The following is a 22,543-nucleotide window of genomic DNA, read 5'->3' on the forward strand; positions in this document are numbered from 1 at the left end:
CGGGCGGCCGCCGGCGGCTGCGGGGCGGCGGCCTGGACCGTGCCCTGGGTGGCCGGCTGCGGCGCGGCGGGTGTGGCCGCGGCCACCGCCACCTCGGGCGCCGAGCCGAACAGGCTGACCGGCCCGGCGAAGGCCACCGCCTGCGGCAGGCGCCGCTCCAGCTCGGCCATGCGCACGAACTGGTCGGGGGTCATGGTCTCCAGCGTCAGGTGCCGCTGCGCCACCTGGCGCAGCCGCTCCGGCTCGTTCAGCATCGCCCATTCGGCGCGCAGCACCTGGGTCCGCTCCCGCGCCTGCTCGATGCGGCGGTTCAGGTCGCGCATCTCGCGGTCGAGCTGCGTCGCGGCTTCCTCGGCACGGTAGACGTGCCAGCCGACCAGGCTGAAGGCAGCGATGGCGACCACGGTCAGGGGGCGGAACATCAGGCCTCCTCCAGCTTCTCAAGGGCCCGCAGGCGGGCGGATCGGGCGCGCGGGTTGGCCGATGTCTCGGCATCCCCCGGGCGCTGGGCGTTGTTCGTGACGAGGCGGAACCCCGCGCGCGTGACAGGCGCGTGCATGGCGGCCGGCGTGTGGCGCGAGGCGCCGGGGGCGCGGCCGGCGGCGGCCTGCATGAAGCGCTTCACCAGCCGGTCCTCCAGCGAGTGGAAGGCCACCACCACCAGCCGCCCGCCGGGGGCCAGCAGCTTCGCGGCGGCGGCGAGGCCGCGCTCCACCTCGCCCAGCTCGTCATTCACCTTCAGGCGCAGCGCCTGGAAGGAGCGGGTGGCGCTGTCCATGCCGGAGGGGTCGCGCGGCATCACGGAATGGATCACCTGCACCAGCCGCCCCGTCGTCTCGATCGGCGCCTCGCGCCGGGCGGCGACGATGGCGCGGGCGATGCGGCGGGAATGCCGCTCCTCGCCCAGCTCCCACAGCACGGTGGCGAGCTCGGCCTCCGGCAGGCGGTTCACCAGGTCGGCGGCGGAGGGGCCGGCCTTCTCCATCCGCATGTCGAGCGGGCCGTCGAAGCGGAAGGAGAAGCCGCGCTCCGCCTGGTCGATCTGGAAGGAGGAGACGCCGAGGTCGAGCACCACGCCGTCGACCGCCGGCACCGAAGCCTCGGCCAGCAGCGTGCCCATGTCGCCGAAGCGGCCCTCATGCAGGTGCAGCCGGCCAGCGAAGGCATCGCGCAGCGCGGCGCCGCGGGCGATGGCATCCGGGTCGCGGTCGATGGCGTGCAGGGTGCAGGGCGCCGCCTCCAGGATGGCGCGGGCATAGCCGCCGCCGCCGAAGGTGCCATCGACATAGATCCCGCCCTCGCGCGGGGCGAGCGCGGCCAGCACCTCGGCCAGCATGACGGGGACATGGCCGCTCATGCCGCGCCCCGCGGCGTGGCGGGCAGGGTCATGCCCTTCGCGGAGGCGTTCTGCCGCGCCGCGAGATTGCGCTGCCGCCCGGCGGCGGGCTCCCACATCTGGAAGATGCGGCCCAGGCCGATGAAGGCGATGGAGTCGCTCAGCCCGGCATGGGCGATCAGCTCCTCGGGCAGCATGATGCGGCCTTCGCCATCCGGGCGCATGGGATAGGAATCGGCGAAGAGGGTGGCGGCGAGGTCGTCATGCTCGTCGGAAAACACTTCGAGCTGTTCCAGCTTGCCCGTCTCGGCCTCGAAGGCGGGCATCGGCCAGGCCTCCAGGCAGGAATGCTTGTGGGAAGGGCGCAGCACCAGCTCGTCGCTCCCCAGCCGGGTGAGCTCCGCACGAAAGGGCGCAGGCACGGAAACCCGTCCCTTGCGGTCCAGCCGATTGGTGTGTGTCCCCATGAACCGGGTCATCTGGCCGCCCTGTCCCCCTGCGGCGGTGATAAAGTCCCGGCCGGAAAGCGGCCGGCGAGGCCCCCCGACCCCGCCGGCTCACCCGACCATCCCCTTCACGACTCCCTCGCCCCCCCGAGCTACGGATCGTTCATGGGATAAGTTGGGATATCATGGGTTCAGTTTGGGCAGCAAGGGTAAAACCCCCGCCAAAGCCCATCCCGAACACAGGGAAAACATTGTCTTATCCAGCGCACCTTCGGCGCTGTGTTACGACTGTTCGGATTGTGAGTCGGATTGGGGAGTGTGCGTCAGATGGCCTGTAAGCCGGGTTCTGTCCGGGCAGGCGGCAAGCCACCTGCCCGGGGCGACCATTCCTCTGGGACATGCCTTGCGGCATGCCTCTCGCGGCCAACCCGGGTGGCGGGGCGGGAACGCCCCTGCGGCCGAGTCCCTCGCGGGACTCCCGCCGGCCACCCCTATTCGGCCTTGCTCCCGGTGGGGTTTACCGTGCCGCCCCTGTTGCCAGGGGCGCGGTGCGCTCTTACCGCACCGTTTCACCCTTACCAGCGCGGCAAGCCGGGCTGGCGGTCTGATTTCTGTGGCACTTTCCCTGAGGTCGCCCTCGCCGGCCGTTGACCGGCACCGTATTCCCGTGGAGCCCGGACTTTCCTCCAGCCCCGGAACCTGCCCGGAGCCAGCGGCCGCCCGGCCATCTGACGCGGCGGTCCTGTGCGCCGGCGGCGCCGGGAAGTCAATGCGCCGCGGGTGCCCGGCGCCGGGGCCGGCTCAGACCGGCGGATACAGCGCCGCCACGGCTTCCAGCCGCCGCAGGGTGCCGGCATCGGCCCGGCCATCGACGGTTTCCTGCCGCCAGCGGCGCTGGAAGGCGGCCAGCGCCAGCTCCGGCCGGGCCGGGTCCACGGGGTAGCCGATGCGGGCCAGCAGCGGCAGCGCCCGCGCCACGCCGCCCGGCGCCGGTGCCGTTTCCGCCCCGGTGATGCCGCGCGGCCACAGGCCGACGCCGTTGGCGGCCAGCCCTTCCCAGTCGAACAACTCGCCCGGGTCCTGCTTCCGGTCGGGCGCGATGTCGCTGTGGCCGACCACGTTGCAGGGCGGAATCGGGTGGCGCGCCAGGATGTCGAGGCAAAGCTCGGCCACCGCCGCCATCTGCAGCGCGGGGAAGGGGCGGTAGCCCCATTCATGGCCGGGATTGGCGATCTCGATGCCGATGCTGCGGCCGTTCAGCGTGTCATGGCCCCGCCAGAAGGAGATGCCGGCATGCCAGGCGCGCCGCCCCTCCGGCACCAGCCGCCAGATCAGCCCGTCCTCCTCCACGAGATAGTGGCAGGAGACGCGGGGCAGCGGCGGCGGCGGGGCGGGGTCGCAGAGCCGGTCGAGCGCGGCGGCGGCGCTGGCCATGCCGGTGTAGTGCAGCACCAGCATGTCCACCGGCACGCCCTCGGGGCGCGAGTCGTGGTTGGGGCTGGCGCGGTCCCGGCAGGGCAGGGCGGTATCCAGGGAGGCTCCCGGGAGGGTCTGCCCGGCCGCTGCCGCCCCCCTCAAAGATTGCGCTCCCGCTTGATGCGGTCCCAGGCGGCGTTGATCTCGGCCACCTTGTCGGAGGCGCGGCGCACCTGCTCGGGCGGCACGCCGCGCGCGGCCAGGCTGTCCGGGTGGTATTCGCGCATCAGCTTGCGCCAGGCCTGGCGCACCTGGTCGTCCGTGGCGGCCGGCGGCACGCCGAGCACGGCATAGGGGTCCGGCCCGCGCGGCCGCACCAGGGCCGACTGCCCGGCCTGGGCACGCGCCTCGCTGGCATCGTCCAGCCGGAAGCTCTGCCGCACCTTCGCCAGGAACACCGCCTCGCTGCGCGTCATTGGCCCGTCGGCGCGGGCGATGTGGTGCAGCGCGGTCAGCACCTCCTCCAGCATCACCCTGTTGTCGGCGAAGGCCTCGCCCATGCGGTTGGCGAAGGGCTCGTAGCCGCCCGGCTCCTCGCGCGCCTTGTCGAACAGCAGCCCTACCTCCCGCTGGCTCTCGGGCGGGATGCGGAAGGCGCGCTTGAAGGCGTCGATCTCCTCGCGCTTCACCGCGCCATCCACCTTGGCCAGCTTGGCCGACAGCACGATGACGCCGATCGAGAAGAGCTGATCGCGGTTGGTGATGCGGGCGATGGCCTCGGGCCGGGTGTCCAGCTCCGGCAGGCGCGTCGCCCCCTCGTCGGCCGCATGGCCGAGCGCCGCCCCGACCACCGCGCCGAACGGCCCGCCCATGGCGAAGCCCGTCACGCCGCCGAGGATCTTGCCCCACAAACTCAAGGCCCGCCAGCCTCCCGCCTTTGTGCTGTCAGCCTCTCCCTACCATGCCCGGGGGCAGCCTGCCATTGCCTCCGGTGGCGTCTCGGCCCTTGCATGGCGCGCCGCCGGGCGCCACACGGAGGCGGCGAGAATCGGAGAGCACGGGATGACCGCAGCGGGCTGGCAGTTCTGGGTCGATCGGGGCGGCACCTTCACCGATATCGTGGCACGCGATCCTGCAGGGGCGCTGTCCACGCGGAAGTTGCTGTCCGAGAATCCGGGCCGCTACCGCGACGCGGCCGTGGCCGGCATCCGCGCCTGCCTCGGCCTGCCCGAAGGCGCGCCGATTCCGCCCGGCACCATCGAGGCGGTGAAGATGGGCACCACGGTGGCCACCAACGCCCTGCTGGAGCGCAAGGGCGAGCGGGTGCTGCTGCTGGTCAACCGCGGCTTCGCCGACGCGCTGCGGATCGGCAACCAGGCCCGGCCGCGGCTGTTCGACCTCGACATCCGCCTGCCCGAGCTGCTGCACGAGCGCGCCGTGGAGATCGGCGGCCGCATCGCCGCCGACGGCACCGAGATCGAGCCGCTCGACGAGGGCGCCGCCCGCGCCGCGCTGGAGGCCGGCTTCGCCGACGGCATCCGCGCCGTGGCCATCGTGCTGATGCATGCCTGGCTGGCGCCGGAGCATGAGCGGCGGCTCGGCGCCATCGCGCGGGCGGTGGGCTACACCCAGGTCAGCCTCAGCCACGAGGCCTCGCCCCTGCCGCGCATCGTGCCGCGCGGGGACACCACGGTGGTGGACGCCTACCTCTCCCCCATCCTGCGCCGCTATGTGGAGCAGGTGGCGGAGCAGCTCCCCGGCGTGCCGCTCTACTTCATGCAGTCCTCCGGCGGGCTGACGCTCGCGGAAAAATTCCAGGGCAAGGACGCCATCCTGTCCGGCCCGGCCGGCGGCATCGTCGGCGCCGCCCGCACCGCCGGCATGGCGGGCTTCGAGAAGATCATCGGCTTCGACATGGGCGGCACCTCGACCGACGTGGCGCTCTATGCCGGCCAGTTCGAGCGCGCCTTCGAGACGGTGGTGGCGGGCGTGCGGATGCGCGCGCCGATGATGGCCATCAACACCGTGGCGGCGGGCGGCGGCTCCATCCTCTCCTTCGACGGCGCCCGCTTCCGCGTGGGGCCGGAGAGCGCCGGCGCCGTGCCCGGCCCCGCCTGCTACCGGCGCGGCGGCCCGCTGACGGTGACGGACGCCAACGTCATGGCGGGCAAGATCCAGCCCGCCCACTTCCCGCCGATTTTCGGCCCGAACGGGGACGAGCCGCTGGATGCCGCGGTGGTGCGCGAGAAGTTCGCGGCCATGGCCGCCGAGATCGCCGCCGCCACCGGCCAGCCGCGGCAGGACCCGCGCGCCGTGGCCGAAGGGTTCCTCCGCATCGCCATCGCCAACATGGCGCAGGCCATCAAGCAGGTCTCCATCCAGAAGGGGCACGACCCCGCCGGCCACGCCCTGCAATGCTTCGGCGGCGCCGGCGGGCAGCATGCCTGCCTGGTGGCGGACGAGCTGGGCATGGAGACGGTGTTCATCCACCCCTTCGCCGGCGTGCTCTCCGCCTATGGCATGGGGCTGGCCGACCAGGGGGTGATCCAGGAGGCCGCCATCGAGGCGCCGCTCTCGCCCGAGGGGATGGAAGCGCTGGCGGAGCGCATCGCCGGGCTGGAGGCCGAGGGCCGCGCCGCCTTGGAAGCCCAGGGCGCCGAGCCCGCCCGGCTGCGCGCCGAGCCGCGCCTGCACCTGCGCTACGCCGGCACGGACAGCTTCCTGCCGGTGCCCTTCGGCGACCACGCGGCCGTGCTTGAAGCCTTCACCGAGGCGCATCGCCGCCGTTTCGGCTTCGCCACGCCCGAGCGGCCGGTGCTGGTGGAGGCCTGCGTGGTGGAGGTCATCGCCCCCGGCGAGGCGGTGGAGGAGCCCCGCCTGCCGCCCCGCGCTGCGGGCGAGGCGCCGGCGGCGGTGGACACCGTGCCGCTTTTCACCGGCGGCACCGAGCACGCGGCCCCGGTGCTGGACCGCGAGGCGCTCCGCGCGGGCGACCGCATCGCCGGCCCGGCGCTGATCCGCGAGCGCACCGCGACCACCGTGGTCGAGCCCGGCTGGACCGCCGAGGTGACGCCGCTCGACCACATGATCCTCCGCCGCACCACGCCGCGGCCGAAGGCGGAGACGGCCGAGGCCGGGGCGGGCGCCGCCGCGCGGCCGGACCCGGTGCTGCTGGAGCTGTTCAACAACCTGTTCATGAGCATCGCCGAGCAGACCGGCACGGTGCTGCAGAACACCTCGCTCAGCGTGAACATCAAGGAGCGGCTGGACTTCTCCTGCGCCATCTTCGACGCCGAGGGGCGCCTCGTGGCCAACGCGCCGCACGTGCCGGTGCATCTCGGCGCCATGGGGCAGAGCGTCCGCACCGTCATCGACAGCCGCGGCGCCACGCTGAAGCCCGGCGACGTGGTGGCGCTGAACAACCCCTACAATGGCGGCACCCACCTGCCGGACATCACCGTCATCACCCCAGTCTTCGACGAGGCGGGGAGGGAGATCCTGTTCTTCGTCGGCAGCCGTGGCCACCACGCCGATATCGGCGGCCTCACCCCCGGCTCCACGCCCCCCGATTCCCGCACGCTGGAGGAGGAGGGGGTGGTCATCGACGACTTCCTGCTCGTCGATGGCGGCGCCTTCCAGGAGGCGCCCTTCCGCGCCCTGCTTGCGGGCGCGAAGTACCCGGCGCGCAGCCCGGACGTGAACGTGGCCGACATCAAGGCCCAGGTGGCGGCCAACGAGACGGGCGTGCAGGAGCTGCGCCGGGCGGTCTCGCAATTCGGCCTGCCCACCGTGCGCGCCTATATGCGCCACGTGATGGACAATGCCGAGGAGGCGGTGCGGCAGGTGCTGGACCGGCTGCAGGACGGCGAATTCGCCTACACCATGGACGATGGCGCGCCGCTGCGTGTCGCCGTGCGGGTGGACCGCGCCGCGCGCCGCGCCACCATCGACTTCACCGGCACCGCGCCGCAGCGCCCCGGCAACTTCAACGCCCCCGAGGCGGTGACGCGCGCCGTGGTGCTCTACTGCTTCCGCTGCCTGGTGGGCGAGGACATCCCGCTCAACGATGGCTGCCTGGTGCCGCTGGAGATCGTGGTGCCGCGCGGCTCCTTCCTCTCGCCCGAGCCGGGTGCCGCGGTGGTGGCCGGCAACACGGAGGTCAGCCAGAACACCGCCAACGCGCTGCTCGCCGCGCTCGACGCCTGCGCCTGCGCCCAGGCGACGATGAACAACCTGCTCTTCGGCGACGACCGCTACCAGTACTACGAGACGGTGTGCGGCGGCACCGGCGCGGGGGAGGGGTTCGACGGCGCCTCGGCCGTGCAGACCCACATGACCAACACCCGCATGACCGACCCCGAGATCCTGGAGCTGCGCTACCCGGTGCGGCTGGAGGAGTTCGCCATCCGCCGCGGCTCGGGCGGGCGGGGGCGCTGGCGCGGCGGCGATGGCGCGCGGCGGCGCATCCGCTTCCTGCGGCCGATGCAGGCCATCATCGTCGCCAGCCGGCGCGAGGTGCCGCCGCACGGGCTGCATGGCGGCGCCGACGGCGCGCCCGGCCGGCAATGGGTGGAGCGGCTGGACGGCACGGTGCAGCCCCTCGGCGGGCGGGACCGCGCCGAGCTCGCCGAGGGCGAGGTGCTGGGGCTGGAGACGCCCGGCGGCGGCGGCTGGGGCGCGGCGGGGGAGGCCCGGTCCGGCTGATGCCACGGCCCGCGCCATCCGCCCCGCCCGGGCGCGGCCGCTGGCTGGCCCTGGGCGCGCTGGCGCTGCTGCCGCTGCTGGTGCTGGCCGGCCTGTGGTTCGGCCCGCGCCTGACGGACTGGAACGAGCACCGCGACCGGCTGGCCATCCTCGCCGCCGGCCGGCTCGGCCAGCCGGTGACGCTGGCCGGCCCGGTGCGGCTGGCGCTGCTGCCGCAGCCCATGCTGGAGGCGGGCGGCGTCACCATCGGCGGGCCGGATGGCGAGATCTCGATCGAGGCGCGGGCGCTGCGGCTGCGGCTGGATTGGGCCGCCCTGCTGCGGCTGGAGCTGGAGCCGCGCGAGGTGGCGGTGGTCGGCGCCGAGATCCGCCTGCCCTGGCCGCCGGCGCCCGGCCAGCCCTTCCGCCCGCCACCCTGGCTCACCGGGTTGCAGGGCCGCATCCAGGATTCCCGCATCATCCTTGGCCAGGTGGCGCTGGAGCAGGTGGAGGCCGATCTCGCCGCCGGCGGCCCGGCCGATGCGCTGCGCATCGACGGCCAGTTCCGCTGGCGGCAGACCGAGGTGGCCTTCGAGACCACGCTCGGCCGCCCGGGCTGGGATGGCATCGCGCCGCTGGCGCTGACGCTGAGCGGCGCCCGCGCCTCCGTCTCCGCCAGCGGCGTGCTGCTGCCGGAGGGTGGCTTCGAGGGCAGCCTGCAGGGCGGCGGCAGCGACCTCGCGGCGCTGCTGCCGGCGCCGCCGGGCAGCTTCCGGCTGCGCGGCCGGCTCAGCGTCACGGCCGAGCTGCTGGCGGCGGAGGATCTGAGCCTCGACATCGCCGGCAGCCCGGCGCGCGGCGCCGCCACGCTGCGCGTCAGCCCCGTGCCGCGCCTCGACATCGCGCTGCAGACCGGCCGGGTGGAACTGGACCCGTGGGTGGCGGCGCTGCGCGGCGCCGGCGGGCCGCCCCTGCCATTCGGCCTGGACCTGACGGCGGAGGCCGCCCAGCTGCGCGGCGTGACGCTGCGCCGGCTGCGCGGCGCCCTCTCCCTGGATGGCGAGCGCCTGACGCTGACCAATATCGGCGCCCTGCTGCCGGGCGACACCGAGATCGAGCTGGACGGCGCCACCACCGGCCGGCCCGGCGCCGGCCGGCTGGAGGCGGCGCTGCGCTTCCGGGGCGAGGGGCTGCGCGCCACCCTCGCCGCCCTCGGCCTGCCGCTGGAGGGCACCGATCCCTCCCACCTGCGCCGTGGCGAGGGCAGGCTGCGCCTGACGCTGGACGAGAACCAGGCGGCCATTCCTGAATTCACCGCCACGCTGGACGGCAACCGGGTCTCCGGCGCCGGGGTGCTGCGCTTCGGCCCGCGGCCGGCGCTGGGACTCGGGCTGAATTTCGAGAAGCTGGCGCTGGATGGCTGGCTGCCATCCGGCATCGGCTGGCCTGCCATCCAGGCGCGCCTGGCCGGCATCGACGCCAATCTGCGCCTCTCCGCCGAGCAGGCCGAATGGCGCGGCCTGACCTTCCAGGGCCTCTCCGCCGACGCCGCGCTGGAGAATGGCCGCCTCACCGCGCGCCGCCTCGCCGCCCGCCTGGCGGAGAGCGAGCTGGCCCTCTCCGGCGTTGCGCAGCTCGGCCCGGCACCGCGGCTGACCGACCTGGCGCTGGAAGTGAGCGCTCCCGTCGCGGCGCCGCTGCTGGCGCTGCTGCCCGGCGGCTGGCCGGACCACATGCCGATCGCGGGGGCGCCACTCTCACTGCGGCTCTCCGGCAGCGGCCCCGCCGGCGCGCTGGCGCTGCGCGGCGGGCTGGAGCTGGGCGACCTGCGGGCGGAGCTGAACGGCACGCTGGACCTCGCCCTGCCGCGCTACGCCGGCGCGCTGACGCTGCGCCACCCGGGCGCGCCCCGCCTGCTGGCGGAGCTGGCCAGCCTCGCCCTGCCTGGCTGGCTGGATGAGGGCTCGCTCTCGCTCATCGCCAATGTCGCGCTCTCGCCGCAGGAGCTGACGGCGGAGAATTTCGACCTGGTCGCCGCCGGGCTGCGGCTGAGCGGGCAGCTCAGCCTGGCGCAGGGCGCGCGCCAGCCACGCCTGACCGGGCGCGTCTCGGCCGAGCGGCTGCTGCTGCCGGGCCTCGACTGGCGCTCGCGCGAGCCGATGGTGCTGGAAGGGCTCCAGCTGCTGGATGCCGAGCTGGCGCTGGCGGCGCAGCGCGTGGAGCCGGTGGGGCTGCCGGTGCTGGAGCAGGCTTCCGCCACGCTGCGCCTGCAGGATGGCACCCTCGCGCTGGAGGGCCTCCGTGGCCAGCTTGCCGGCGGGCGCCTCTCCGGCGCGCTGCGGCTGGACGGTGCCGCCAGCCCGCCCACCCTGGCCGTGCAGGGCAATGTCTCGGGTGTCGCCCTGACCGGCCCGCTCACCGGCCTGCCGCTCGACCTCTCGGCCGGGCGGGTGGAGGGGGAGGTGCGGCTGCGCGCCACGGGCCACAGCCCCGCCGCCCTGCTCGCCACGCTGGAAGGCCAAGCGCGGTTCTCGGTGCGCGACGGCATCCTCGCCGGCGCCGACCTGCGCGGGGCCCTGGCCGCCGCCGAGCGTGCCGATTCCGGCACCGCCGAGGCCGGGCTGCGGGCCGCGCTGGGCGATGGCGCGACCGCCTTCGAGGCGTTCGACCTCGCCGCGCGCATCCAGTCCGGGCGCGCGGTGCTGGAGCAGGGGCGCATGGCGATGGCCGAGACGGCTGGCGCCACCCTGGCCGGCGAGGTGGACCTGGCACGGGCCGGCATGGACCTGATGCTGGCGCTGCGCGACGCGGAGGGGCCGGAATTCGGCCTGCGCCTGACCGGGCCGCTGCCCCTGCCGCGCCGTGTTCCGGAGCTGGCGCCCTGGCTGCGCTGGCGGGCGGAGCGCTGAGCGCCCCGGCTCAGCCGGGCGCGTCGATGCGGCGGTAGCGCGCCTCCGCGAACTCGAAGGCGCCGAAGGCGGCCAGGCCCAGCGCCACCACCCCGAACAGCACGCGGCCGAAGGGCTGCGCCTGCAGGGCCAGCAGGGCGCTGCCCAGGCCGCGCACCTCCTGCGGGTCGGACTGCCAGGCGGCCACCACCAGGAACAGCCCGATGATGAGGAACACCACCCCGCGCGCCGCGAAGCCGAGCCGGCCGAGCGGCACCACCCAGCGGGAGGCCTCGGCCGGGCAGCGCAGATGGCGGGTGAAGGAGGCGCGCCAGCCGCGCGCCAGCATCGCCACGCCCACCCCCATGACGATCAGCCCGATCGCCGCCACCAGCACCTCGCCCGCCGGCTTGGCCAGCAGCCAGCGCGTCCAGTCCTGCGCCGACTGGTCGTCGCCGCCGCCGCCGCCGCCGCGGCCGAGCAGGAGGCCGAAGGCGGAGATGCCGAGGCCGGTATAGGCGACCGCCGAGATCAGGGCGCCGCCGCGGATGGCCAGCGCCTTGGCGCCGTGGCCATGGTTGTCGGCATCGAGCAGCCCCTGCAGGGCCCGCCACAGGGCGAAGCCGAACAGGCCGAGCCCCACCACGCCCAGCAGGACGCCGCCGAAGGGGTGCAGCAGCAGCTCCCGCAGCGCCCCCTTCGAGCCTGTGGCCTGGCCGCCGGGCCCGACGGCCGCCAGCAGCGCCAGCGAGCCGATAATCAGGCTGACCGCGCCGCGCGCGGCGTAGCCGAGCCGCGCGAACATCTCGAGCGCATGGCGATGGGATGGCACGGGCAGGGCCTCCGGTGCGAGTGCGGGACCTCTGTAACGCCGCGACTCAGCTTTCCGATGCAGGCAGCGCCGAACTCTCTTCCGGCGGGTGTCGCCGCGCCGGCGGCAGACGTGCCAGCAGGAACAGCATGACCCCCATGGCGGGCAGCGCCGCGAAGGTGGTGAGCAGGAAGAAATCCGCCCAGCCCAGCCATTCGGCGAGGGAGCCGGAACTGGCGCCCAGCGTGCGCAGCGGCACCGCCGCCAGGGAGGAGAGCAGCGCGTATTGCGTGGCGGTGAAGGCGCGGCTGGTGAGGCTGGAGAGGTAGGTGACGAAGGCGGCGTCGGCCAGGCCGTCGGTGAAGTTCTCGACGCCCACCTGGGCCCAGAGCATGGGCATGTCGTGCCCGGCATGGGCGAGCGCCACGTACATCAGGTTGGAGAGCATCTGCGTCAGGCCGGTCAGCACCAGGGCGCGGGCGGTGCCGATGCGCACCACCAGCCAGCCCCCCGCCAGCGCGCCGAGCAGCGTGGCGAACAGGCCGAACACGCTGGAGACCGCCGCCACCTCGGTGCGGGAGAAGCCGAGGTCGCGGTAGAAGGGCGCCGTCATCACCCCCGCCAGCGCCTCGCCCAGCTTGAACAGGGCGATGAACAGCAGGATCCAGAGCCAGTAGGGGCGGCGGACGAAATCGGCGAAGGGGTCCGCCACCGCGGCGCGCAGCCGCGCCGACCAGCCCAGCGCCGAGGCGGGCGGCGCCGCCGGCTCCGGCCCGCGCCACACCGCGACGAAGCCGATGCCCACCAGCGCCGCGCAATAGGCGAAGGCCGCCGTCCAGCCGGCGAACTCGGCCACCGTCAGCGCGCCGGCGTTGGAGGCCAGCAGCGCGCCGCGATAGCCCCAGACATAGTAGGCGAGGCCAAGGCCCTGCTGCCGCTCCTCCAGGAACTCGATGCGGTAGGCATCCACCACGATGTCCTGGCTGGCGGAGAGGAAGGCCACCAGCACCGCGACCGCCACCGTGATCTCCGGCGCCACGGCCGGGTTGGTGAAGCCGAGCGCCAGGATGGCAAGCGCCAGCACCGGCTGGATGCTGGCCAGCCAGCCGCGCCGCCGGCCCCAGCGGCGGAAGAAGGGCGGCGCCGCATGGTCGATCAGCGGCGCCCAGAGGAATTTCAGCGAGTAGGAGAGGCCGATCAGCGCCGTCAGCCCGATGGCGGTGAGCGGAATGTTGGCTTCCGACATCCACTGCCGCAGCACGAAGGCGGTGAGCGGCAGCGGAACCCCGGCGGAGAAGCCAAGGGCCAGCATGATGAGGAATCGGCGGTCGCTGGCGATCGCGGGGAGGGGAAGGCGCATGGGCGCCCACCCTGCCATGCGCGGGGCGGCTTTTGAACCGCCGCCGCGCCGCCTCAGGCGGTGCCCGGCTCCGGGCGATGGCGCAGGGCACGGCGCAGCGCCTCGGCCAGGGCGCCGCGCGCATAGGGCTTGCGCAGCACCGCCGTGGCCGCCGCGGCATGGACGGACAGCTCGGCGTCGCTGCCATAGCCGGTGATGAAGATGATGGGCACCTGCCGCGCCCGCAGCACCTCGGCGAGCGGGAAGACCACCTCGCCGGCCAGGTTCACGTCCAGCAACGCGGCGCTCAGCCGCGGCGTGCCGGCTGCCAGGGCCAGCGCCTCCTGCAGGGTGTGCGCCGGGCCTACCGGCGTGCAGCCCATCTCCTGCAGCAGCACCGCCGCCTCCAGTGCCAGCATCGACTCATCCTCCACCACCAGCACGCTGGGCGGAGAGGAGGGGTCGTCGATCAGCGGCAGCAGCGCCGTGGCGGCCTCGGCCGGGGTGGCCAGGATCGGCGCGGCGGTGCGCCAGGCGGGGCCGTCCGGCGCGCTGACATGCCGGGCCGGCAGGGTGAGGGAGGCGCGCAGCCCATCCTCGCCCCAGACCAGGCGCAGCAGGCCGCCCAGCTGCCGCTCGGCCAGTTGCCGCACCAGCCGGAGCCCGAAGCCGGGGCGCGGTGGCGGCAGGTCGGGCGGCGCGGTGTCGGCCTGCGGCACGCCGCTCTCCTCCCACAACAGGCGCAGCCCGCCATCCTGGCCGGTGAAGGCCCAGCTCAGCGAGAGGCGTCCCTCCGGGTGGCTCAGCGCGCCATGCCGCACCGCATTGGCGGACATCTCATGCAGCAGCATGGACAGCGGCTGCACGGCGATCGCGGCGATGCGGGCCGGCGGGCCGTCGATGCGGACGGCGCCCTGGTGCGCGGCCAGCTCGCCCTCCGCCACCGCGCGCAGCTCGGCCCCCAGCCAGGCATGGCTGGCCAGCAGCGCGTGCGCCCGCGCCATGGCGGCGACACGCCCCTCCACCGAGGTGGCGAAGCGCTCCGGCGGCACGTCGCGCGGTGCCAGCCGCACCAGGGAAAGGGCCACGGCCAGCGCGTTCTTGGCGCGGTGGTCCACCTCGCGCACCAGCAGCGCCTGGTTGGCCTCGGCCTCCCGCTTGGCACGGGCGCGCAGGCGCAGCGCCTCGCCGGCGCGGATCAGGCTGGCCCGCGCCATGGCCACCTCCCGCACCGTGGCGGAGGCACGGGCCGGGGGCGGTGCCTCCGCCAGGGCGACGGCGGCGGCGTCGATGCCCAGCCCCTCGATCTCCCGCCCCAGTATGCGGCCGAGCCACAGCGCGGCCAGCGCGGCCAGGAGGGCGGCGCACAGCCCGCCCACGCTGGCGAGGCCGAGCGCCCGCCAGAGCGGGCCGTCCACCTGCAGGCGCGGCGCCGCGTAGACCACCATCCAGGGCATGGTGCCGGTGCGGCGGACCGCGGCGTAGACCGGCACCTTGTCGTAGGAATGGGTGCGGACCAGCCCGCCCCGGCCCTGGCCGGCCTGCAGGAAGGCGCGGATCTCCGGCGTGGCGGGCTGCGCGAGCCACACCTCCTGCTCCAGCGAGCGCGCGACGACGATGCCGGAGCGGTCCACCACGGAGGCGATCCAGCCCGGCGGCGGCGACTGGTCCTGCAGGATGCGGGCGATGCCCTCGGGGCGGAGATTGGCCGCCAGCACGGCGATGGTGCGCCCCTCCCGCCGCACCGGCAGGGCCACGGCCACCACCCAGTTGCGCGCCAGGGCCGGCCAGTAGAGGTCCGAGACATAGGGCTCGTCCCCCTGCAGCACGGCGCGCATGAAGGCGGGGGCCTCCTGCCCGGCGGCCTCCGGGCGGGGCGGGAAGCGCATCGGCCGGCCGGCCGGCAGCACAGCGCCGGGGACCACCAGCGTGTTCAGCACCTGGCGGGCTGTCCCGACCGAGTAGAGGCTGACATTCAGCAGCGCCGCCGTGCGGCGCGCCACCAGCGCCGAGGCCTGGGCGTGGAACGAGGCCAGCGCCTGCTCCGCCGCCTCCTGCTGCAGGGCGCGGTCGAGGTCGGGCGAGGTGGAAAGCACCTCCAGCGCCGCGATGGTGACGCGCAGCTCGCGGTCGACCGCGAGCTGCAACGCGTTGGCGGTGTCTGCCATGGCGCGCAGCATGTCGCCGCGCTGCTCCTGCGCCGTCCACACCGCGAGGCCGGCCGAGAGTGCCACCAGCGGCAGCGCCGTGGCGAGCACCAGCCGCAGGATGTGGACGCGGAAGCGGGCAGGTCTTCGGGGTTTCGGCGCGGTCCTGTCCTGCAGCTTTCCAGTGCTCATGCCATGCCAATCTCTGAGGCTGCCTGCCCCCAGATGACCGCGCAGGACAATTCAGGCAGGCGTGACCGGCCTAGCCGAAACCCCTGCGGCGCGCGAAGCACATTGCGTTGTTCAGGCCACGCCCCCCGCAGTATCGCCCGCTTCGTGACGAAAACTTACGAAGCGGGCGATGTCGGCAAACGGCCTCAGGCCATGTTCACCATGATGGTCTTCTTGTGCGTGAAGTGCTCGAGCATGGATTCGAGGCTCGCCTCCTTGCCGAGGCCCGAGGCCTTCACGCCGCCATAGGAAAGGTTCGGCTGCACGACGAGGTTCTGGTTCACCTGCACCAGCCCCGCCTCGATGCGGTGGGCGAAGCCGAGCGCGATCTTGAGGTTGTTGGTCCAGACGCTCGCGGCGAGGCCGAACTCGGTGTCGTTGGCCGCCTCCAGCACCGCCTCCGCGTCGTCGAAGGGAAACACGACGGTGACGGGGCCGAAGATCTCCTCGCGCACCAGGCGGCTCTCCTTGTCGAGCCCGGTGAAGATGTGCGGCTGGATGAACAGCCCCTTCTTCAGCGCGGGATCGGCGGGCATCGCCGAGCAGGCGCGGCCCTCGGCGCCGGCGGTGGCCTTCCCCTCCTCGATGAAGCCCTGCACCTTCTCGAACTGGCCGGGCGAGATGATGGTGCCGATGTCGGTCTTCTCGTCCAGCGGGTCGCCCATCACCATGGCATCGACGCGCTTGGCCATCTCGGCCACGAACTTCTCGTAGATCGGGCGCTCGACGAAGATGCGGCTGGCCGCCGTGCAGCTCTGCCCCTGGCGGGTGAAGCGCATGGAGGTCAGCGCGCCCTGCACGGTCTTTTCGAAATCGCAATCGGCGAAGACGATCATCGGCGACTTGCCGCCGAGTTCGAGCGTGACGGGGATGAGCTTCTCCGCCGCCGCGCGGTAGATGATCTTGCCGGTCTCGACCGAGCCGGTGAAGGTCACCTTCTTCACGAGCTTATGTTCGACGAGCGGCGCGCCGCATTCCGGCCCCTGGCCGCTCAGGATGTTGAACACGCCCGCCGGCAGCACGCGGTTCATCAGCTCGACGATGCGCAGCACCGCGAGCGGCGCCTCCTCCGCCGACTTGACGACGATGCTGTTGCCGGCGACCAGCGCGGGCGCCGCCTTCAGCGCCATCAGCATCATCGGGATGTTCCACGGGATGATGGCGCCCACCACGCCGAGCGGCTCGCGCACCGTGATGTTCAGCACCTCCGGCGCGAAGGGCACCGTCTCGCCCTTGATCTCGCCGCCGAGGCCGCCGAAGAACTCGAAGATGTCGGCCACGTTGTTGGCCTCGACGCGGCTCTCCGTGCGCAGCGCCTTGCCGGTCTCGAGCGCCACCAGCCGCGACAGCTCCTCGACATGCTCGCGGATCAGCTGCGCCGCCTTGTGCACCAGCGCGCCGCGCTTGCGGGCGGGCACCTTGGCCCATTCCTTCTGCGCGCGCGCCGCCTCGGCCACCGCGGCCTCGACATCCGCGGCATCCCCGTCCGCCGCCTCGGCCACCGTCCCGCCGGTGGCGGGGTTCACCACCGCGAAGGTGCGGCCCGAGCGGGCCGGGGTGTAGCGGCCGCCGATGAAATGCACGCCCGAGAGCGCCTTCGCCAGGGCGAAGGGGTCCAGGCAGGGGGCCTCCGGGGCGGGGTTCGGGCGGTCGAGCATGGCTTTCCTCCTGGTTCGGCCGGAACGGCCCGGCCGCGGAAACGGTTTGGCCGCGGACGATGCGCCGGGCCACGCGCCAGGGCAACCCATGCCGGCAACCCACCCCGGCAACCCATCCCGGCAACCCGTCAAGTTGACCCGGCGCCCTGCCTCGTGGTGTGCGTCTTGTGGCGGGCGCGGGGCGGGGGCAGCATCCGCCCCCATGAGCCTTGCATCGCCCACCCTGGCCGAGACCATCCGCCTGCGCCTGGCCGACGACATCACCGCCGGCCGCCTGCCGCCCGGCAGCGAGATCGACGAGGGCGCGCTGGCCGGGCGCTTCGGCGCCTCCCGCACCCCGGTGCGCGAGGCGCTGCGCGAGCTGGCGGCGCAGGGCATGGTGGAGATCACGCCGCGCCGGGGCGCCCGGGTGGCGCGGGTCTCGCTGGAGCGGCTGGGCGAACTGTTCGAGCTGCTGGCCGAGACGGAGGCGATGTGCGCCCGCTTCGCCACCTGGCGGATGACGGCCACCGAGCGCTTCGCCCTCCAGGCGCTCCAGGCCGGCTTCCACCCCTGCCCGGAGGAGCGGCCCGGGGCGCTGGCGGCCTATGATGCCTACAACCAGGGCTTCCACGAGCTGATCTACCGCGGCACCCACAACGGCGTGCTGGCCGAGCACGCGGCGGGGCTGCGGCAGCGCCTGGCCCCCTATCGCCGCGCCCAGTACCGGGGCGACCGGCGCATCGAGCAATCCTATGCCGAGCACCAGGCGGTGCTGGAGCGTATGCTGCGCGGGGCAGGGGACGAGGCGGCGCAGCTGATGCGGGCGCACATGCTTTCCGCCAGCGCCGCGCTGGCGCGCTTCATGCAGGGTGATCTCCGGGAAATTGTGGGCGAAGCGAACTGATCCGCGGAGTTTTGCATACAAAAGTTCATGCGGAACGGGGCGCCGCATAATTTCCGGTTCCCGTGCCGCCTGGCCTGCGCTCTACTGGCTGGCCTGGGGCTGCGGGTAGCACGCCCCGCTATGCGGGAGGAAGTTCCATGGCGCTGTCCATCACCCTTGGCGCGCGCACCTGGATCGAGCGGCTCTGGTCCGGGATCGCTGATCGCGGCCGGCCCTATGCCGACGTGCCCGGCGCCGCCACCCCGCCGCTGGACCGCGCGCGGCTGCTGGCCATGGCGCTGCTCTCCGAGCGGGGCGAGGCCTCCGGCGCGGCCGTGGCGCGCGAGCTGCTGCAGGTGCTGGGCACGCTGGAGGCGGGCGACCGCGCCGCCTTCCGCCATTTCCTCGCCGGCAACTTCCTGCCCGACCAGGAGAGCCTGCGCGCCGCCGCTGAGGCCTACCTGGCCGAGCCCTCGGCCGAGCGGGCCATGGCGCTGTTCGAATGCGCCGAGCCGCCCCGCCAGGAGCTGCTGCGGCGGATGAACATGGCGCCCGGCGGCACCGCCGCGCTGGTGGCGCTGCGCACCGAGCTGCTGGCCGGGCTGAAGCGCGAGCCGGCGCTGAAGCCGCTGGATTCCGACCTGCGCCACCTCTTCACCTCCTGGTTCAACCGCGGCTTCCTGGAGCTGCGCCGGATCGACTGGGACACCCCCGCCGCCATCCTGGAGAAGCTGATCCGCTACGAGGCGGTGCACGAGATCCAGGGCTGGGAGGACCTCCGCCGCCGCCTCGCGCCGGACCGGCGCTGCTTCGGCTTCTTCCACCGCGCCCTGCCGGGCGAGCCGCTGATCTTCGTCGAGGTGGCGCTGGTGAAGGGGCTGGCCGGCGCCATCCAGCCGCTGCTGGCGCTCAGCCGCGACCCGGCGCCGCAGCCGCCCGCCGGGTTCGACACCGCCATCTTCTACTCCATCTCCAACTGCCAGGAGGGGCTGCGCGGCATCTCCTTCGGCAACTTCCTGATCAAGCAGGTGGTGGAGGAGCTGAAGGCCGACCTGCCGGGGCTGAAGCACTTCTCCACCCTCTCGCCCGTGCCGGGCTTCCGCCGCTGGCTGAAGCGCCGGCTGGACCGCGATGGCCAGGCCCTCACCCCGGAGGAGCGGGGCGCGCTGGCCGCCCTGCTGCCGCCCGCGCAGGAGGAGAGCGTGGCCGAGGCCGGGCCCCTCTCCACCGCCGCGCTGCTGGAGCAGGTGGCCGAGGGCGAGTGGTGGCGCGACCCGGCGCGCGAGGCGGCGCTGCGCGGCCCGCTGATGCGGCTGGCCGCCGAGTACCTGACCCGCCCCAACACCGGCATGGGCAACATCGACCCGGTGGCGCGCTTCCACCTCGGCAATGGCGCGCGGCTGGAGCGCATCAACTGGCTGGGCAACACCGCGCCGCGTGGCCTGGAGGAATCGCACGGGGTGATGGTGAACTACCTCTACGACCCCGACAGCATCGAGGCCAACCACGAGGCCTTCACCCGCTCCGGCACGGTGGCGCGCTCGGCGGCGGTGGAGGCCATGCTGGCCCAGCCGCGCCTGCCGGCGCCGGCAACCGGCGGCGCCCGCGCCCGGCTGCCGCGCGTGCTGGGCGGCAGCGGCCGGGCGCCGGAGCGCGGCGCGCCCGCCCCGCCCCCGCGCGAGAACGCCGCCTCCTGACCCGCGGGGCCATGGCCCCGGCGGGCGGGACAGGCGGCGGGGGAGGGTTCCACCGCCCGCCCGTTCTGCCCTAAAGCCCCGGGCCAGGCGGCAGCGCGGCGCCGGGGGCACCGAACAGGAAGGCGGCCCCGCGCCGCGCCGCCTTTCCGCAACGCACAGGCGCCAAGAAGCCACCGGCAGCCCATCGGCCCCGTCCAGCCGCAGGAACGATCCAAGACCATGTCACCCGCTCTCGCCTCCACGATGGGGCTTGTCGTGATGTTCATCCTGGGCACGGCGCTGCCCATCAACATGGGCGCGCTGGCCTTCGCCCTGGCCTTCCTCATCGGTGTCTTCGCGGTCGGCATGACGGCCAGCCAGATCCTGGCCGGCTTCCCGGGCGACCTGTTCGTCACCCTGGTGGGCATTACCTACCTCTTCGCCATCGCGCAGAAGAACGGCACCATCGACCTGCTGGTGCACTGGGCGGTGCGGGCGGTGGGCGGGCGCATCGCCGCCATTCCCTGGGTGATGTTCGGCGTCGCCGCCATCCTCACCGCCATCGGCGCGGTCAGTCCGGCGGCGGTGGCGATCATCGCGCCCATCGCGCTCCGCTTCGCCCGCCACTACAACATCGACCCGCTGATGATGGGCCTGCTGGTGGTGCATGGCGCGCAGGGCGGCGGCTTCTCACCCATCTCGATCTATGGCGGCATCACCAACCAGATCGTCGAGCGCGCCGGGCTGCCGGGCGACGAGATGGTGCTGTTCCTGGCCAGCCTGCTGTTCAACCTGGCGGTCGCCGTGGCGGTGTACTTCGTCTTCGGCGGTGCCCGGCTGATCGGCCGGCGCGACGGCGTGGCGCATGACGAGTTCGAGGAAGGCGGCCGCCCCTCGCTGCCGGTGCGTGGCCATGGCGGCACCCCCGCCGCGCCGAAGGGCGGGGAGCCGCACGCCGTGCCCGCCCTCGACGCCCAGCGCGGCCTGACGCTGCTGGGGCTGCTCGTGCTCGGCGTCGGCTCGCTCGCCTTCGGGCTGAACGTCGGCCTGATGGCCATCACCGTGGCCGTGGCGCTGGCCCTGGTGGCGCCCGAATCCCAGAAGGGCACGGTGGACAAGGTGAGCTGGTCCACCGTGCTGCTGATCGCCGGCGTCATCACCTATGTCGGCGTGCTGCAGAAATCGGGCGCGGTCGATCTGGTGAGCGGCAGCGTCGTGGCCCTCGGCGCGCCGCTGCTGGGGGCGCTGCTGCTCTGCTACATCGGCGGCGTGGTCTCGGCCTTCGCCTCCTCCACCGGCGTGCTGGGGGCCATCATCCCGCTCGCCGTGCCCTTCCTGGCGGGGGGCGAGGTCGGGGCGGTCGGCATGATCGCCGCGCTGGCCATCTCGGCCACCATTGTCGATGTCAGCCCCTTCTCGACCAATGGCGCGCTGGTGCTGGCCAACGCGCCGGAGGGCGAGCGGGAGAAGCTGTTCCGCCGCTTCCTCGTCTACAGCGGCCTCGTCGTGGTGGCGGGGCCGCTGCTGGCCTGGGCGGTGCTGATCGTGCCCGGCTGGCTGTGAGAGGCATGCCGGAAGCGGCTTGGGTGGGCTGGCCCTCCGCCGCCGCTTCTGGCTTGATGGGGCGTGGCCGGAAAGCCGGCCGACGCCGCCCGACCCGTGGTAAGTGTTGACAGCAAACGGAAGACAGAAGCGATGACTGAGCCGACCGGCCCGCTGAAGGGCCTGCGCGTGGTGGACCTGACCCGGGTGCTGGCGGGCCCCACCTGCACGCAGATGCTGGGCGACCTGGGTGCCGAGGTGATCAAGATCGAGCGCCCCGAGGCGGGCGACGACACCCGCGGCTTCGCCCCGCCCTATGTGCCGAACACGCGGGAGAGCGCCTATTTCGTCGGCGTCAACCGCAACAAGCAGTCGGTGACGGTGGACATCGCCCGCCCCGAGGGCCAGGCCATCGTCCACAAGCTGCTGGAGACGGCCGACATCCTGGTCGAGAACTTCAAGGTCGGCGCGCTCGCCAAGTACGGCCTCGGCTGGGAGCAGCTGAAGGAAAAGTATCCGGGGCTGATCTACTGCTCGATCACGGGCTTCGGCCAGACCGGCCCCTATGCGCCGCGCCCGGGCTACGACGCGCTGATCCAGGCGATGGGCGGCGTCATGTCGCTCACCGGCGAGCCGGAGGGCGAGCCGCAGAAGGTGGGCATCCCGGTGGCCGACCTGTTCGCCGGCCTCTACGGCACCATCGGCGTGCTCGCGGCGCTGCGCCACAAGCAGGCGACAGGGCAGGGCCAGCAGATCGACATCGGCATGCTGGACACGCATGTGGCCTGGCTCGCCAACCAGGGCATGAACTACCTGGCCACCGGCGAGAACCCGCCGCGCCTCGGCAACCAGCACCCCAACATCGTGCCCTACCAGGTCTTCCCCACCGCCGATGGCTACATGGTGCTCTCCATCGGCAACGACCCGACCTTCGAGCGCTTCTGCAAGAACTTCGCGCTGGAGCACCTGCTGGCCGACGAGCGCTACGCCACCAACGCCGCCCGCGTCGGCAACCGCGCGCTGGTGACCGAGACGCTGACGGCGGTGACGAAGACCCGCCCCACCAAGGAGTGGATCGAGAAGCTGGAGGCGCTGAAGATCGGCTGCGGCCCGATCAACACGCTGAAGGATGTCTTCGCCGACCCGCATGTGGTGGCGCGCAACATGGTGGTGGAGATGCCGCACGCCTCGGGCGAGAGCGTGAAGGTCATCGCCAACCCGGTGAAGCTCTCGGCCACCCCGCCCGACTACCGCTCCGCCGCGCCGGTGCTGGGGCAGCACACGGAGAGCGTGCTCTCCGGCCTCGGCTACTCGGAGGCGGAGATCGCGGCGATGCGCCAGGGAGGCATCGTCTGAGCTTTATCGTCTGAACAGGCGGGGCGGGGGAGGGCGGCGGCGCCTCCTCCCGCTCCGGGCCGCAAGCGGGAGCCGGGCAACCAAAAGCGCCGGCCTGACGTTCCGCCCTCGCAAGGCCGCCCGCCGACACGCGGGCGGCTCCCGAGGAG

General features: G+C 73.6%; 15 protein-coding genes and 1 other RNA gene. 6 read left to right on the plus strand and 10 right to left on the minus strand.

Annotation, left to right across the window (positions count from 1 at the left end):
- The 6 genes from ftsL to ACFOY6_RS10480 form a co-directional block, all read right to left on the minus strand.
- On the minus strand, window positions 1-422 hold a 422-nt coding region (gene ftsL / locus ACFOY6_RS10455; RefSeq protein ID WP_456316933.1), incomplete at its 3' end, for a cell division protein FtsL.
- Entirely contained in the window at window positions 422-1,357 is a 936-nt protein-coding gene (gene rsmH, locus ACFOY6_RS10460) for a 16S rRNA (cytosine(1402)-N(4))-methyltransferase RsmH (protein ID WP_379633470.1), read from the minus strand. The genes rsmH and ftsL, both read right to left, overlap by 1 nt.
- A complete protein-coding gene (gene mraZ / locus ACFOY6_RS10465) occupies window positions 1,354-1,815 on the minus strand; it encodes a division/cell wall cluster transcriptional repressor MraZ (RefSeq protein ID WP_109516074.1) in 462 nt (153 codons plus the stop codon). Before mraZ ends, rsmH begins: the two co-directional genes overlap by 4 nt.
- 286 nt (window positions 1,816-2,101) lie before the next feature.
- An RNA gene (gene rnpB, locus ACFOY6_RS10470) (RNase P RNA component class A) lies at window positions 2,102-2,514 on the minus strand.
- Between the two features lie 69 nt (window positions 2,515-2,583).
- Complete coding sequence (locus tag ACFOY6_RS10475) at window positions 2,584-3,360, minus strand: N-acetylmuramoyl-L-alanine amidase (RefSeq protein ID WP_379650578.1); 777 nt, start codon at window positions 3,358-3,360, stop codon at window positions 2,584-2,586.
- Entirely contained in the window at window positions 3,357-4,115 is a 759-nt protein-coding gene (locus ACFOY6_RS10480) for a TerB family tellurite resistance protein (protein WP_379650580.1), read from the minus strand. Before ACFOY6_RS10480 ends, ACFOY6_RS10475 begins: the two co-directional genes overlap by 4 nt.
- A 145-nt stretch (window positions 4,116-4,260) precedes the next feature.
- Here ACFOY6_RS10480 and ACFOY6_RS10485 point away from each other — a divergent pair, with 145 nt between their 5' ends.
- Complete coding sequence (locus tag ACFOY6_RS10485) at window positions 4,261-7,902, plus strand: hydantoinase B/oxoprolinase family protein (protein ID WP_379650582.1); 3,642 nt, start codon at window positions 4,261-4,263, stop codon at window positions 7,900-7,902.
- Entirely contained in the window at window positions 7,902-10,790 is a 2,889-nt protein-coding gene (locus ACFOY6_RS10490) for an AsmA family protein (RefSeq protein WP_379650584.1), read from the plus strand. Before ACFOY6_RS10485 ends, ACFOY6_RS10490 begins: the two co-directional genes overlap by 1 nt.
- Before the next feature lie 10 nt (window positions 10,791-10,800).
- Here ACFOY6_RS10490 and ACFOY6_RS10495 read toward each other — a convergent pair whose 3' ends face one another.
- The 4 genes from ACFOY6_RS10495 to ACFOY6_RS10510 all read right to left on the minus strand — a co-directional run bounded on the left by ACFOY6_RS10495 (window position 10,801) and on the right by ACFOY6_RS10510 (window position 16,955).
- Window positions 10,801-11,601 carry a DUF1206 domain-containing protein gene (locus ACFOY6_RS10495; RefSeq protein WP_379650586.1) on the minus strand — a complete coding sequence of 267 codons (801 nt, stop codon included), beginning with the start codon at window positions 11,599-11,601 and terminating at the stop codon, window positions 10,801-10,803.
- A gap of 46 nt (window positions 11,602-11,647) precedes the next feature.
- Window positions 11,648-12,940 carry an AmpG family muropeptide MFS transporter gene (locus ACFOY6_RS10500; protein WP_379650588.1) on the minus strand — a complete coding sequence of 431 codons (1,293 nt, stop codon included), beginning with the start codon at window positions 12,938-12,940 and terminating at the stop codon, window positions 11,648-11,650.
- A gap of 53 nt (window positions 12,941-12,993) precedes the next feature.
- Entirely contained in the window at window positions 12,994-15,258 is a 2,265-nt protein-coding gene (locus tag ACFOY6_RS10505; protein ID WP_379650590.1) for an HWE histidine kinase domain-containing protein, read from the minus strand.
- Between the two features lie 185 nt (window positions 15,259-15,443).
- Window positions 15,444-16,955 (minus strand): aldehyde dehydrogenase family protein, encoded by a 1,512-nt coding sequence (locus tag ACFOY6_RS10510; RefSeq protein ID WP_109516067.1) that lies wholly within the window; start codon window positions 16,953-16,955, stop codon window positions 15,444-15,446.
- A gap of 202 nt (window positions 16,956-17,157) precedes the next feature.
- On the opposite strand from ACFOY6_RS10510, the gene ACFOY6_RS10515 reads away from it, so the two are divergent.
- The 4 genes from ACFOY6_RS10515 (at window position 17,158) to ACFOY6_RS10530 (ending at window position 22,394) form a co-directional block, all read left to right on the plus strand.
- The gene (locus tag ACFOY6_RS10515; protein WP_109516066.1) at window positions 17,158-17,841 is read left to right on the plus strand and encodes a GntR family transcriptional regulator; all 684 of its coding nucleotides are present in this window, start codon (window positions 17,158-17,160) and stop codon (window positions 17,839-17,841) included.
- Window positions 17,842-17,978: 137 nt separating this feature from the next.
- Window positions 17,979-19,517, plus strand: a complete 1,539-nt coding sequence (locus ACFOY6_RS10520; RefSeq protein ID WP_379650592.1) for a malonyl-CoA decarboxylase — start codon at window positions 17,979-17,981, stop codon at window positions 19,515-19,517.
- Window positions 19,518-19,736: 219 nt separating this feature from the next.
- Window positions 19,737-21,059 (plus strand): SLC13 family permease, encoded by a 1,323-nt coding sequence (locus ACFOY6_RS10525; RefSeq protein WP_109516064.1) that lies wholly within the window; start codon window positions 19,737-19,739, stop codon window positions 21,057-21,059.
- 132 nt (window positions 21,060-21,191) lie between these two features.
- The gene (locus ACFOY6_RS10530) at window positions 21,192-22,394 is read left to right on the plus strand and encodes a CaiB/BaiF CoA transferase family protein (RefSeq protein WP_379650595.1); all 1,203 of its coding nucleotides are present in this window, start codon (window positions 21,192-21,194) and stop codon (window positions 22,392-22,394) included.
- Window positions 22,395-22,543 lie beyond the last annotated feature (149 nt).

This window comes from Teichococcus aestuarii, assembly GCF_042651065.1.
GTDB lineage: Bacteria > Pseudomonadota > Alphaproteobacteria > Acetobacterales > Acetobacteraceae > Pseudoroseomonas > Pseudoroseomonas aestuarii.